This is a genomic window from Allobosea sp. AK1 (assembly GCF_006714945.1).
GTDB classification, from domain to species: domain Bacteria; phylum Pseudomonadota; class Alphaproteobacteria; order Rhizobiales; family Beijerinckiaceae; genus Allobosea; species Allobosea robiniae.
Genome location: NZ_VFMG01000001.1, coordinates 3,383,390 through 3,396,216, shown reverse-complemented (window position 1 = coordinate 3,396,216; position 12,827 = coordinate 3,383,390). Strand labels below are relative to the sequence as shown.

General features: G+C 66.7%; 11 protein-coding genes. 7 read left to right on the top strand and 4 right to left on the bottom strand.

Annotation, left to right across the window (positions count from 1 at the left end; translation table 11 throughout):
* Positions 1-7 precede the first annotated feature (7 nt).
* The 3 genes from FHT98_RS16540 to FHT98_RS16530 are packed head-to-tail and all read right to left on the bottom strand — an operon-like array spanning position 8 to position 3,586.
* The gene (locus tag FHT98_RS16540; RefSeq protein ID WP_142114658.1) at positions 8-1,306 is read right to left on the bottom strand and encodes a dihydrolipoamide acetyltransferase family protein; all 1,299 of its coding nucleotides are present in this window, start codon (positions 1,304-1,306) and stop codon (positions 8-10) included.
* A complete protein-coding gene (locus FHT98_RS16535; RefSeq protein WP_142114657.1) occupies positions 1,306-2,322 on the bottom strand; it encodes an alpha-ketoacid dehydrogenase subunit beta in 1,017 nt (338 codons plus the stop codon). The genes FHT98_RS16540 and FHT98_RS16535 overlap by 1 nt, the downstream gene beginning before the upstream one ends.
* 4 nt (positions 2,323-2,326) lie before the next feature.
* Entirely contained in the window at positions 2,327-3,586 is a 1,260-nt protein-coding gene (locus FHT98_RS16530; protein WP_142114656.1) for a 3-methyl-2-oxobutanoate dehydrogenase (2-methylpropanoyl-transferring) subunit alpha, read from the bottom strand.
* A 228-nt stretch (positions 3,587-3,814) separates the two neighbouring features.
* Here FHT98_RS16530 and FHT98_RS16525 point away from each other — a divergent pair, with 228 nt between their 5' ends.
* A complete protein-coding gene (locus FHT98_RS16525; RefSeq protein WP_061968714.1) occupies positions 3,815-4,312 on the top strand; it encodes an Lrp/AsnC family transcriptional regulator in 498 nt (165 codons plus the stop codon).
* 51 nt (positions 4,313-4,363) lie between these two features.
* Here the strand turns inward: FHT98_RS16525 and FHT98_RS16520 are convergent, their stop codons facing one another.
* Positions 4,364-5,395 (bottom strand): LLM class flavin-dependent oxidoreductase, encoded by a 1,032-nt coding sequence (locus FHT98_RS16520; RefSeq protein WP_142114655.1) that lies wholly within the window; start codon positions 5,393-5,395, stop codon positions 4,364-4,366.
* A gap of 209 nt (positions 5,396-5,604) precedes the next feature.
* Between FHT98_RS16520 and FHT98_RS16515 the strand changes: the two genes are divergently transcribed.
* The 6 genes from FHT98_RS16515 to FHT98_RS16490 all read left to right on the top strand — a co-directional run bounded on the left by FHT98_RS16515 (position 5,605) and on the right by FHT98_RS16490 (position 12,791).
* Positions 5,605-6,519, top strand: coding sequence for a LysR family transcriptional regulator (locus tag FHT98_RS16515; RefSeq protein ID WP_248309238.1), 915 nt, complete (start codon positions 5,605-5,607; stop codon positions 6,517-6,519).
* Between the two features lie 227 nt (positions 6,520-6,746).
* Positions 6,747-7,223 carry an NAD(P)H-dependent oxidoreductase subunit E gene (locus FHT98_RS16510; RefSeq protein WP_142114654.1) on the top strand — a complete coding sequence of 159 codons (477 nt, stop codon included), beginning with the start codon at positions 6,747-6,749 and terminating at the stop codon, positions 7,221-7,223.
* Positions 7,220-8,800, top strand: a complete 1,581-nt coding sequence (locus FHT98_RS16505; protein ID WP_142114653.1) for a formate dehydrogenase beta subunit — start codon at positions 7,220-7,222, stop codon at positions 8,798-8,800. Before FHT98_RS16510 ends, FHT98_RS16505 begins: the two co-directional genes overlap by 4 nt.
* Before the next feature lie 10 nt (positions 8,801-8,810).
* Positions 8,811-11,693 carry a formate dehydrogenase subunit alpha gene (gene fdhF, locus FHT98_RS16500; protein WP_142114652.1) on the top strand — a complete coding sequence of 961 codons (2,883 nt, stop codon included), beginning with the start codon at positions 8,811-8,813 and terminating at the stop codon, positions 11,691-11,693.
* Positions 11,680-12,522: a formate dehydrogenase accessory sulfurtransferase FdhD gene (fdhD, locus tag FHT98_RS16495; protein ID WP_142114651.1), complete on the top strand. Its 843-nt coding sequence runs from the start codon at positions 11,680-11,682 to the stop codon at positions 12,520-12,522. The genes fdhF and fdhD overlap by 14 nt, the downstream gene beginning before the upstream one ends.
* Entirely contained in the window at positions 12,519-12,791 is a 273-nt protein-coding gene (locus FHT98_RS16490) for a formate dehydrogenase subunit delta (protein WP_091858328.1), read from the top strand. Before fdhD ends, FHT98_RS16490 begins: the two co-directional genes overlap by 4 nt.
* The last annotated feature ends 36 nt before the right edge of the window (positions 12,792-12,827 follow it).

Genomic DNA, 12,827 nt, shown 5'->3' with positions numbered 1-12,827 from the left:
ACGCTCCTCAGATGTCCACGAAGAGCGTGGCCGGGTTCTCCAGCAGCTCCTTCAGCCGCTGCACGAAGACGGCAGCGTCCCAGCCATCGATGACGCGGTGGTCGAAGCTGGAGGAGAGGTTCATCATCTTGCGCGGCACGAAGGTGGTGCCGTCCCAGACCGGGCGCACGACCATCTTGTTGACGCCAACGATGGCGACTTCCGGGTAGTTGATCACCGGCGTCGTCGCGATGCCGCCGAGCGCGCCGAGCGAGGTGATGGTGATGGTCGAGCCGGTCAGCTCGTCGCGCGTCGCCGTGCCGTCGCGGCCGCGCTCGGCGAGACGAGCAAGCTCGATGCCGCAGCCCCAGAGATCGCGCGCCTCGGCATGTTTCACCACCGGCACGATCAGTCCGGTTGGCGTCTGCGTGGCGATGCCGATATTGATCGCGGCATGCTGGCGCACGATACCGGCATCGTCGTCATAGAGCGCGTTCAGCGCCGGCTGCTCGGCGAGGGCCTTGACCATGGCCCGCATCAGGAAGGGCAGCAGCGTCAGCTTCGGCCGCTCCGGCGTCGGCTTCTTGTTCAGCGTAGCGCGCAAATCCTCCAGCGGCGAGACGTTGATCTCCTCGACGATGGTGATGTGCGGGATGCGCGACTTCGACAGCGCCATCTTCTCGGCGATGCGGCGGCGCAGGCCGACAACCTTGACCTCGGTGACGGCGCTCTGCTCGACGAGCCCACCGCCCCGCGCCGGCTCAGGGCCGCGCAGCAGGAAGGCGTCGATATCCTGATGGGTGATGCGGCCGGCAGGGCCCGTGCCCTGGACTTGGCGCAGGTCGACCCCAGCCTCGCGCGCCTTCAGGCGCACGGCCGGCGAAGCGAGCGGCTTCTCGCCCGGCGCGCGGCGCTGGGCGGGGGCAGCGCCGGCGCGCACGGGCTTGGGGGCTGGCTGAGGCGGTGCGGCCGGCTTGGCGGGGGCCGCCGTCGCGGCAGGCTTTTCGGCCTTGGCCGGCGCGGCGACAGGAGCCGGCTTTTCAGCAGGCGCTTCCTCAGCGGGCTCCTCAGCCGCCCCGCCCTCGCCCGCGACCTTCAGCTTCACGATGGCCGAGCCGATCGCGACGGTATCGCCGACCTCGGCGCCGACCCAGGTGACCTCCCCCTCGACCGGCGAGGGAATCTCCACCGTCGCCTTGTCGGTCATGACGGCGGCGAGCAGATCGTCCTCGCGGACGATGTCACCGACCTTAACGTGCCACTCGACGAGCTCGGCTTCCGCAATGCCTTCGCCGACATCCGGCAGCTTGATGATGCGCTCGGCCATCAGCGTGCCTCCATGATGTCACGCAGCGCCTGTCCGAGGCGGGCGGGCCCGGGGAAATAGTCCCATTCCTGCGCATGCGGATAGGGCGTGTCCCAACCGGTGACGCGCATCACCGGCGCCTCCAGATGGTAGAAGCAGTGCTCCTGCACCAGCGCCGCAAGCTCGCCGCCGAAGCCGGAGGTCAGCGTCGCCTCGTGCAGCACGATGCAGCGGCCGGTCTTCTGGACCGAAGCCAGGATCGCCTCCAGATCGAGCGGAACCAATGTGCGCAGGTCGATGACCTCGGCGTCGATGCCGGTATCCTCGGCGGCGGCGAGCGCGACATGGACCATGGTGCCATAGGCGAGGATGGTGACGGCGGAGCCCTCGCGCCGCGTCACCGCCTTGCCGAGCGGCACGGTGTAATGGCCCTCCGGCACCTCGGCGAGCTCATGCTTCGACCAGGGTGTGACGGGCCTGTCGTGATGGCCGTCGAAGGGGCCGTTATAGAGCCGCTTCGGCTCCAGGAAGATCACCGGGTCCGGGTCCTCGATCGCCGCGATCAGCAGGCCCTTGGCGTCATAGGGGTTGGACGGGACGATCGTCTTCAGGCCGGAGACATGGGTGAAGAGCGCTTCCGGGCTCTGGCTATGGGTCTGGCCGCCGAAGATGCCGCCGCCGGTCGGCATGCGGATCACCAGCGGGCAGGTGAAGTCGCCGGCCGAGCGGTAGCGCAGGCGCGCGGCCTCCGAGACGATCTGATCATAGGCCGGGTACATGTAGTCGGCGAACTGGATCTCGATGCAGGGTTTCAGGCCGTAGGAGGCCATGCCGATCGCGGTGCCGACGATGCCGGCCTCGCTGATCGGCGCATCGAAGCAGCGCGACATCCCGTATTTCTGCTGCAGCCCATGGGTACAGCGGAAGACGCCGCCGAAGAAGCCGACATCCTCGCCAAAGACCACGACATCGTCGTCGCGCCCCATTGAGACGTCCATGGCGGAGCGGATCGCCTCGATCATCGTCATGCGTGCCATCGCGTCAGACTCCGATCTGCTGGCGCTGGCGGCGCAGATGCGGCGGCAGCTCGGCATAGACGTCCTCGAAGATGTCGCGGGCCGAGGGCTTGCCGCCGGAATGCAGCGTGCCGAAGCTCTCGGCCTCCTTCTGCGCGGCGATGACGGTGGCGAGGATCTCGGCCTCCGCCTGCTTGTGGCGCTCATCCGACCAGGCGCCGACCGCGATCAGATGCTGTTTCAAGCGGATCAGCGGATCGCCCAGCGGCCAGTCATCGGATTCGTGCTTGGGGCGGTAGGCGGAGGGGTCGTCCGAGGTGGAATGGGCGCCGGCGCGGTAGGTGACGTATTCGACCAGCGTCGGCCCGAGATTGCGGCGGGCACGCTCGACCGCCCATTGCGCGACCGCATAGACCGCGAGGTAGTCGTTGCCGTCGACGCGGAGCGCCGGGATGCCGAAGCCGAGCCCCCTTGCGGCAAACGTGCCGGAGCCGCCGCGGGCGATGCCCTGGAAGGTCGAGATCGCCCACTGGTTGTTGACGACGTTGAGCACGACCGGCGCCTTGTAGGTCGAGGCGAAGACCAGTGCAGCGTGGAAATCCGATTCCGCCGTCGAGCCGTCGCCGATCCAGGCGGCGGCGATGCGGGTGTCGTTCTTGATCGCCGAGGCCATCGCCCAGCCGACAGCCTGGACATATTGCGTGGCGAGATTGCCGGAGATCGAGAAGAAGCCGTGCTCCTTGGAAGAGTACATCACCGGCAATTGCCGGCCCTTCATCGGGTCGCGCTCGTTCGAGTAGATCTGGCACATCATGTCGACGAGCGGATAGTCGTGCGCGATCAGGAGCCCGGCCTGGCGATAGGTCGGGAAATTCATGTCGCCGGGCTGGAGCGCGATGCGGAAGGCGCAGCTCACCGCCTCCTCGCCGGTGTGCTGCATGTAGAACGAGGTCTTGCCCTGGCGCTGGGCCATCTGCATGCGCCCGTCGAAGGTGCGCAGCGTCATCATGTGGCGCAGGCCGCGGATCAGGTCCTCATGCGAGAGATCGGGCACCCAGGGGCCGACCGCCTCGCCCTCGCGGTTGAGCACGCGGATGATGGAATAGGCGAGATCGCGGATGTCCTTGGGATCGACATCGACCGGCGGGCGCGCGACCGAGCCCGCCTTCGGGATCACCACATGGGAGAAGTCAGGCTTTTCGCCCGGACGACTCGCCGGCTTGGGGACATGGAACTGCAGTGGCTGGGTTGCTGCCGGCGCCTGGCCTGACTTGTCGCTGCTCATGAGCGCCTCCATCCCTGACGCCGCCAGCATTCCGCCTTCGCGCGCATCCCGCAAGCGCCTGTGGCGCTCTTCAGAGATGCGGCAGGACGCACAGCCGGCCGGCGATCGTTCCCCTTGCAACCAACGCTAACGGGGACGGTTCGGAGGTTCATTCCGAATTTGCCGGAAAGGGCGAAATCAGGCAGAAGAAATTCCTGCCTTATGCCAGATATCCGGAATGATCTCCCGATGAACAAAAAGAGCCAGAATGGTCCTGCTCTCGATCTGATCGATCGCAAGATTCTCGCTGCGTTGCGGGATGACGGGCGATTGACGACGCAGGCACTGGCCGAAAAGGTCGGGCTCTCGCCCTCGCCCTGCTGGACGCGGGTGAAGCGCTTGGAGGAGTCCGGCGCGATCGAGAAATATGTCGCCCTGCTCGACCACAAGGCGCTCGGCTACAACAACATCGTCTTCGTCGAGATCACACTCGACAAGCATGACGACAAGGTGCTCGACCAATGCGGCGAGGCGCTGAGCCGCGCGCCAGAGGTGGTCGAGGCTCATCTGGTGACGGGCGAGTACGACTATCTCGCCAAGGTCGTGGTCAGCGGCACCGACCATTACGAGCGCTTCCTGCGCGGAACGATCTACCGCATTCCCGGCGTTCGGCAGACGCGGACGACGTTCGGGCTCAGGGCACTGAAGCGGACGCTGTCGGTCGATCCGCTGAAGGTCGTGGGATGAGCGGCCGTCACACTCGGGCTTGCCCCGAGAATGACGGCCTTCGGGAATGCTTCAGGCCAGCATCTCCCGCACCACCGGCACGACCTTCTCGCCGTAGAGCCGGATGCACTCCATCGCCTTCTCGTGCTCCAGCGGGCCGGCGCTGTATTTGAGCTGGAAGCGGGCGATGCCCAGCCCCTTCGCCGTCGCGGCGATCTTGCGGGCCACCGTCTCGGGCGAGCCGAGATAGAGCGAGCCACGCGCGACCTCCTGCTCGAACTCGTCGCGGCCCATGGGCGGCCAGCCGCGCTCTGCGCCGATGCGGTCGCGCATCTGCTTGTAGGCCGGGAAGAACTCCTCCTTCGCCTGCTCGTCAGTCGCCGCGACATAGCCCGGCGAATGCACGCCGACGGGCTTCGCCGGCTTACCGATCTGGCCGTAGGCGCGGTGATAGAGGTCGACGAACGGCTTGAAGCGCAAGGGATCGCCGCCGATGATGGCGAGCATCAAAGGCAGGTCGTAGCGCACGGCGCGCACCACCGATTCCGGGCTGCCGCCGACGCCGATCCAGGTCTTGAGCGGGCCGTTCTCGACCGGCGGATAGACCAGCTGGTCCTTGAGCGGCGGGCGGATTGAGCCCTGCCAGGTCAGCGGCTCCTGCGGCAGCAGGCCGGCGAAGAGATCGAGCTTCTCCTCGAACAGCTTCTCATAATCACGCAGGTCCAGCCCGAAAAGCGGAAAGGACTCGGTGAAGGAGCCGCGACCCAGGATGACCTCGGCGCGGCCGTTCGAGAGCGCATCGACCGTCGCGAAACGCTGGAAGACGCGGATCGGATCGTCCGAGCTCAGCACAGTGACGGCCGAGCCGAGCTTGATCCGGCTGGTGCGTGTGGCCATGCCGGCCAGCACCGTTTCCGGCGAAGAGACCGCGAAATCGGCGCGGTGATGCTCGCCGACGCCGATGAAGTCGATACCGATCTCGTCGGCCAGGACGGCTTCGTCGACCAGATTGCGGATCACCTGCGCATGCGGCAGCGGCTTGCCGTCCGCCCCGTTGGTGACGTCGCCGAACGTGTCGAGCCCGTATTCCAGTTCCTGTGCCATGATCATCCCGAGGCTGCGGCGCAGCCCTTTGCCTGCCGGCCATCCCGGCTTCCGGGAGTTAGGGTCGGGATTGCCGCAGCGCAATTCTCCAGGCGTTGCCCCGGCAGCAACAGGCTGTTTGCACGAATGCAACCGCCTCGCTTGCAACGGCAGCAAACTCTGCCGATGCTCGGATGCGCGGCGACCTCCGCCGCCTCCGAGCCGACGCCATGATCATTCGCCAGCTGGTCTATCTCGATGCGCTCGCCCGCGAGAAGCATTTCCGCCGCGCGGCCGAGGCCTGCCATGTCTCGCAGCCGACGCTCTCGGCCGCGATCGTGCAGCTCGAGGAGGAGCTCGGCGTGATGATCGTCGAGCGTGGGCGGCGCTTCCAGGGCTTCACCAAGGAGGGTGAAGTCGTGCTCGCCCATGCCCGCCGCATCCTGGCCGAGGCCGAGGTGATGAAGGATTCGATCGCCGAACTGCGCGAGGGCGTCTCCGGCCGGATCCGGCTCGGCGCGATCCCGACCGCCTTGCCGATGATCGCCCATATCACCGCGCCCTTCTCGGAGCGCTACCCGGCGGTGTCGCTCACCGTGCTCTCGCTGACCTCGCAGGAGATCCAGCAGGGCATTGACGATTTCGAGCTCGATGTCGGGCTGACCTATCTCGACAACGAGCCGCTCGACCGGGTGATCTCGAAGCCGATCTACCAGGAATCCTATGTCCTGCTGACGCGCGAGGATGGACCCTTTGGCGCGCGCGATACCATCACCTGGGCCGAAGCGGCCGAGCAGAAGCTCTGCCTGCTCACCGGCGACATGCAGAACCGGCGCATCATCGACGGCATCTTCCGCTCGGTCGGCACCGCGCCGCGGCCGATGATCGAGACCAACTCGATCTTCAACCTCTGTTCGCATGCCGGCATCCAGGGCGTCGCCAGCATCGTCTCGCTGCAATTGCTGGAATTCTTCGGCGTGCCACTCGGCACGAGGGCGCTGTCGCTGGTCGAGCCGGAGGCACAGCGCACGATCGGGCTGATTGTGGCGGACCGCCAGCCGGTGGCGCCGCTTGCCCGCAACCTGCTGATGATGACGAAGCCCGTGACCGATGCCGGTCTGCCGCGGCGGCCCATCGTACGATAGACTTCGCCTATCGTCGTAGAAGCACCGCAGCATTGTGCAGCGCAAAACCGGCGCTCGGTGCAACTTTCGAGGCGCCGCAAGCCATCCCTTGAGGAAAGGCAGCTTCATATCGCACCGATTGATAGCCATAAACTATCATACGGTTGAAAGAAACGATTTGAAATCATTCCAGTTTCAACCACCCTCCCCTTAACGAGCGCCCGGCGAACCGGGCCTATGGAGGAAAGATGGCGGGTTATCCGGCCTGGGATCAGGACAGCGCACGCATGATCGTCGCGGGGCTGGCGCATCTGGAAGGCGCCACGCTGCCGATGCTGCATGCCCTTCAGGACGAGTTCGGCTATGTCGACCCGCAGGCCGTGCCGCTGATCGCCGAGGCCTTGAACCTGTCGCGCGCCGAGGTCCATGGCGCGATCTCGTTCTATCACGATTTCAAGACCGCCCCGCAGCCGGCCCGCATCGTCAAGCTCTGCCGGGCCGAGGCCTGCCAGGCTTTGGGCTGCGAGAGCGTCGTCGATGACCTCGCACGCACGCACGGCATCGCGGTCGACGATCACCATTCCGGCGACGCCATCGTCGAAACGGTGTATTGTCTCGGCAATTGCGCGCTCGGGCCTTCCGCCCTGGTCGATGGCGAATTGATCGGGCGCGTCGATGCCGCCCGCATCGCCGGGCTCTGCCAGCACGGAAGGGCGCATTCATGAGCGCCGCCCCGGTTCGCATCTTCGTCCCCATCGACGCCGCCGCCCTGTCGGTCGGTGCGGAGGCCGTTGCGCAGGCGATCGCCAGCGAAGCGACGAAGCGCGGGCTCTCCGTCGAGATCGTTCGCAACGGCTCGCGCGGGATGCTCTGGCTGGAGCCGCTGGTCGAGGTCGAGACAGCCGAGGGGCGGATCGCCTATGGGCCGGTCGCGGCCAAGGACGTGCCCTCGCTCTTCGATGCCGACTTCGCCTCGGGCGGCGCCCATCCCTTGCGCCTCGGCAAGACCGAGGAGCTCGACTGGATGAAACGCCAACAGCGCCTCACCTTCGAGCGCGTCGGCGTCATCGATCCGCTCTCGATCGCCGATTATCGCGCTCATGGCGGGTTCAGGGGGCTGGAGAAGGCGCTCAGCCTGACCGGCGGCGAGATCGTCGACGCCGTGAAGGCTTCGGGCCTGCGCGGCCGCGGCGGCGCAGGCTTCCCAACGGGGATCAAGTGGAAGACCGTCCACGACGCCAGGGCGGAGCAGAAATACATCGTCTGCAACGCCGACGAGGGCGATAGCGGCACCTTCGCCGACCGCATGCTGTTCGAAGGCGACCCCTATCTGGTGATCGAGGGCATGACGATCGCCGCGATCGCCGTCGGCGCGACGCGCGGCTACATCTACCTGCGCTCGGAATATCCGCATGCCCATCGCACCCTCCAGCGCGCGATCATGAAGGCGGAAGCCGCCGGGCTGATCGGCGCCTCGGTGCTGGGCTCGCAGCATGTCTTCCATCTCGAAGTCCGGCTCGGGGCCGGCGCCTATATCTGCGGCGAAGAGACCTCGCTGCTCGAAAGCCTCGAAGGGAAGCGCGCCGTCGTCCGTGCCAAGCCGCCGCTGCCAGCGTTGCAGGGCCTGTTCGGCAAGCCCACCGTCGTCAACAACGTGCTCTCCTTCGCGGCCGTGCCCTGGATCATGGACTATGGCGCGCAGGCCTATGCGGATTACGGCATGGGCCGCTCGCGCGGCACGCTGCCGATCCAGCTCGGCGGCAACGTCAGGCGCGGCGGGCTGATCGAGCTCGCCTTCGGCATTTCGCTGCGCGAGATCATCGAGGACATGGGCGGCGGCACGCTCTCGGGCCGGCCGATCCGGGCCGTGCAGGTCGGCGGGCCGCTCGGCGCCTATCTCACGGCCGAACAGCTCGACGTGCAGATGGACTACGAGGCGCTGGCCGCGATGAAGGCCATGCTCGGCCATGGCGGCATCGTCGTTTTCGACGACAGCGTCGACATGGCCCGGCAGGCGCGCTTCGCGATGGAGTTCTGCGCCAAGGAATCCTGCGGCAAGTGCACGCCCTGCCGCATCGGCGCGACGCGCGGCGTCGAGGTGATGGACCGTATCATCGCCGGCACCGAGGTGCCGAAGAACATCGCCGTGCTGCGGGATCTCTCGAAGCTGATGATCGACGCTTCGCTCTGCGCCATGGGCGGATTGACCCCCATGCCGGTGCTGAGCGCGCTCGACAATTTCCCCGAGGATTTCGACCGTACTCCCAGCCCACGGCAAGAAATTGCTCTGGCGGCCGAGTGAGGAGGCTGAGATGAGCCTGATCAAGGAAATCGACTACGGCACGCCGATCCGGCTTTCCGAGAAGACGGTGACGCTGAGCATCGACGGGCAGAGCGTCACGGTGCCGGCCGGTACCTCGGTGATGGCGGCGGCGATGAGCCTGGGCACCAAGATTCCCAAGCTCTGCGCCACCGACTCGCTCGAACCCTTCGGCTCCTGCCGGCTCTGCCTCGTCGAGATCGAGGGGCGGCGCGGCACGCCAGCCTCCTGCACCACGCCGGCCGAAGAGGGCATGGTCGTGCGCACGCAGTCGGAGAATCTCTCGTCCTTACGCAAGGGCGTGATGGAGCTCTACATCTCCGACCATCCGCTGGACTGCCTGACCTGCTCGGCCAATGGCGACTGCGAATTGCAGGACATGGCCGGCGCCGTGGGCTTGCGCGAGGTGCGCTATGGCTACGAGGGCGAGAACCACGTCTTCGCAGAGGGCAAGGACGGCGCGGTCAACGAGAACTGGCTGGCGCAGGATACGTCCAACCCCTATTTCACCTACGACCCCTCGAAATGCATCGTCTGCAATCGCTGCGTGCGGGCCTGCGAGGAGGTGCAGGGCACCTTCGCATTGACGATCACCGGGCGCGGCTTCGAGTCGCGCGTCGCGGCGGGGCCGACCGATTTCCTGGGATCCGAATGCGTCTCTTGCGGCGCCTGCGTGCAGGCCTGCCCGACCGCGACGCTGATGGAGAATAAGGTCATCGAGCACGGCCAGCCCGAGCATTCGGTGATCACGACCTGCGCCTATTGCGGCGTCGGCTGCTCGTTCAAGGCCGAGATGCAGGGCGACCGCGTCATCCGCATGGTGCCCTACAAGGACGGCAAGGCGAACGAGGGGCATAGCTGCGTCAAGGGCCGCTTCGCCTGGGGCTATGCGACCCATACCGACCGCATGACCAAGCCGATGATCCGGGCGAAGATCACGGACCCGTGGCGCGAAGTCTCCTGGGAAGAGGCGATCAACTACGCGGCCTCCGAGTTCAAGCGCATCCAAGCGAAGTACGGCCGTGAATCGGTCGGCGCCATCACCTCGTCGCGCTGCACCAACGAGGAGGTCTTCCTCGTCCAGAAGCTGGTGCGCGCCGCCTTCCGCAACAACAATGTCGATACCTGCGCCCGCGTCTGCCATTCGCCGACCGGATATGGCCTCAGGACGACGCTCGGCACCTCGGCCGGCACGCAGGACTTCAAGTCCGTCGCCAAATCCGACGTCATCCTCGTCATCGGCGCCAATCCGACCGACGGTCACCCGGTCTTCGCCTCGCGCATGAAGAAGCGCATCCGCGAGGGCGCCCGCCTGATCGTCGCCGACCCCCGCCGGATCGACATGGTGCAGTCGCCGCATATCAAGGCGGACTACCACCTGCCGCTCAAGCCCGGCACCAATGTCGCGCTGCTCAATGCGCTGAGCCATGTCGTCGTCACCGAAGGGCTGATCGACGAGGCCTATGTACGCGAGCGCTGTGATCTCGGCGATTTCGAGCACTGGGCCCGTTTCGTCGCCCGCGAGGAGAATTCGCCGGAGATGAGCGAGCAATATACCGGCGTGCCGGCGGCGGATGTGCGTGCTGCGGCTCGGCTTTACGCCACCGGCGGCAATGGCGCGATCTATTACGGGCTCGGCGTCACCGAGCACAGCCAGGGCTCGACCACGGTGATGGCGATGGCCAACCTCGCCATGGCGACCGGCAATATCGGGCGCGACGGCGTCGGCATCAATCCGCTGCGCGGCCAGAACAATGTCCAGGGCTCCTGCGACATGGGCTCCTTCCCGCACGAGTTCTCGGGCTATCGCCACGTCTCCGACGATTCGACCCGGCAGGTCTTCGAGATGCTCTGGGGCGTGCCGCTCGACCCCGAGCAGGGCCTGCGCATCAACAACATGCTCGACGAGGCCGTCGAGGGCACGTTCAAGGGCCTCTATGTCCAGGGCGAGGACATCGCCCAGTCCGACCCCAACACCAAGCATGTCACGGCGGGCCTGGCCTCGATGGAATGCGTCGTCATCCAGGACATCTTCCTGAACGAGACGGCGAAATACGCCCATGTCTTCCTGCCGGGCGCCTCCTTCCTGGAGAAGGACGGCACCTTCACCAATGCCGAGCGGCGCATCAACCGCGTCCGGCAGGTGATGGCGCCGCTGTCCGGCAAGGACGAGTGGCAGGTCACGATCGAGCTGGCGCGGGCACTCGGCTACGAGATGGCTTATGGCCATCCGGGCGAGATCATGGACGAGATCGCGCGGCTGACGCCGAGCTTCGCCGGCGTCTCCTACGACAAGCTCGACAAGCTCGGCTCGGTGCAGTGGCCCTGCAACGACAAGGCGCCGACCGGCACGCCGCTGATGCATGTCGACCGCTTCGTGCGCGGCAAGGGCAAGTTCATGATCACGGAATACGTCCCGACCGACGAGCGGACCGGGCCGCGCTTCCCGCTGCTGCTCACTACCGGCCGCATCCTCTCGCAATACAATGTCGGCGCGCAGACGCGGCGCACCGAGAACGGCGCCTGGCATGATGAGGACGTGCTGGAGATCCACCCCTTCGATGCCGAGAGCCGCGGCATCCGCGATGGCGATCTCGTCGCGCTCGCCAGCCGCTCGGGCGATATCGCGCTCAGGGCCATGATCTCCGAGCGCATGCAGCCGGGCGTAGTTTACACCACCTTCCACCATGCCAAGACCGGTGCCAACGTCATCACCACCGATTATTCGGACTGGGCGACCAACTGCCCGGAATACAAGGTCACCGCTGTCGACGTCCGGCGCACCAACGCCTATTCCGCCTGGCAGGAAAAGAATTTCGAGGAGGACGTGACCTTGCGCCGGATCGCGGAACGCCTGCCCGATGCCGCGGAATAACCCGCCCGCCCAGCCGCCGGCCTCGGCCGCCGTCACGGCCGAGCCGCTGCGCTTCGGCGCGGCGCGGGAGGGCGCACGCGAGATCGAGGTCGCGGTCGAGACGCCGATCAACATCGTCTTCGGCAACATGCCCTATGCGGTGATGATGGCGAGCCCGTCCGACCTCGAGGATTTCGTCACCGGCTTCAGCCTGACCGAGGGTATCGTTCGAGACGCCTCCGAGATCCGCGGCATCAGCGTCGAACCGAAGGACGAAGGCGTCATCGTCACCGTCGAGCTTGCGCCCGGCCGCTTCCGCGAGCATCTGGCGCGGCGGCGCAACCTCTCGGGCCGGACCTCCTGCGGGCTCTGCGGTGTCGAGACCATCGAGGAGATCCCGATGGCCGATGCGGCGACGCGAGCGTCCCGCGCCGTATCCGCCGCGGCAATCGAGACAGCACTTGCTGAACTCGATAAGCACCAGCCGCTGAGCCAGCTCACCCGCGCCGTCCATGCCGCCGCCTGGTGCGATGCGAACGGCGCGATCCTGGCGGTGCGCGAGGATGTCGGCCGCCACAACGCGCTCGACAAGCTGATCGGCGCACGGCTCCGCGCAGGGGCGGATGCCAGCGAGGGCTTCCTGCTCGTCACCAGCCGCGCCTCCTTCGAAATGGTCGAGAAGGCCGCCATCTTCGGCGCGGGAACGCTGGTCGCGATCTCGGCGCCGACCTCGCTCGCCATCGAGCGTGCCCGGCATCTCGGCCTGACTCTTGCCGCGGTCGCGCGCCGCGACGGCTGCATCGTCTTCACCGGTGCGCTCGCGCCCGAATCCGAGACCATTGCCCGATGACGGAGGCCGGCCTGACCACAGAACCCACCGCGGCCGACCACCACGCGGAGAACGTCGCGAAGCTCCTGCGCATGGCCGGGCAGATCGCCGATTTCTTCAAGGCCTATCCGGAAGCGGAGGCCATCGCCTCCATCGCCGACCACATCAACCAGTTCTGGACCGGGCGCATGCGCGGGGATTTCCTCGCCGCCTTCGCGGACCGGCCGGAGGACCTCCCGCCCCTGCTGCGGCAAGCCCTGCCGCGGATCAGACCGGGGCGCGGAGGATAGCGCGTAAGCCGCCGCCCTGGCGGCGCATCGAGAGAG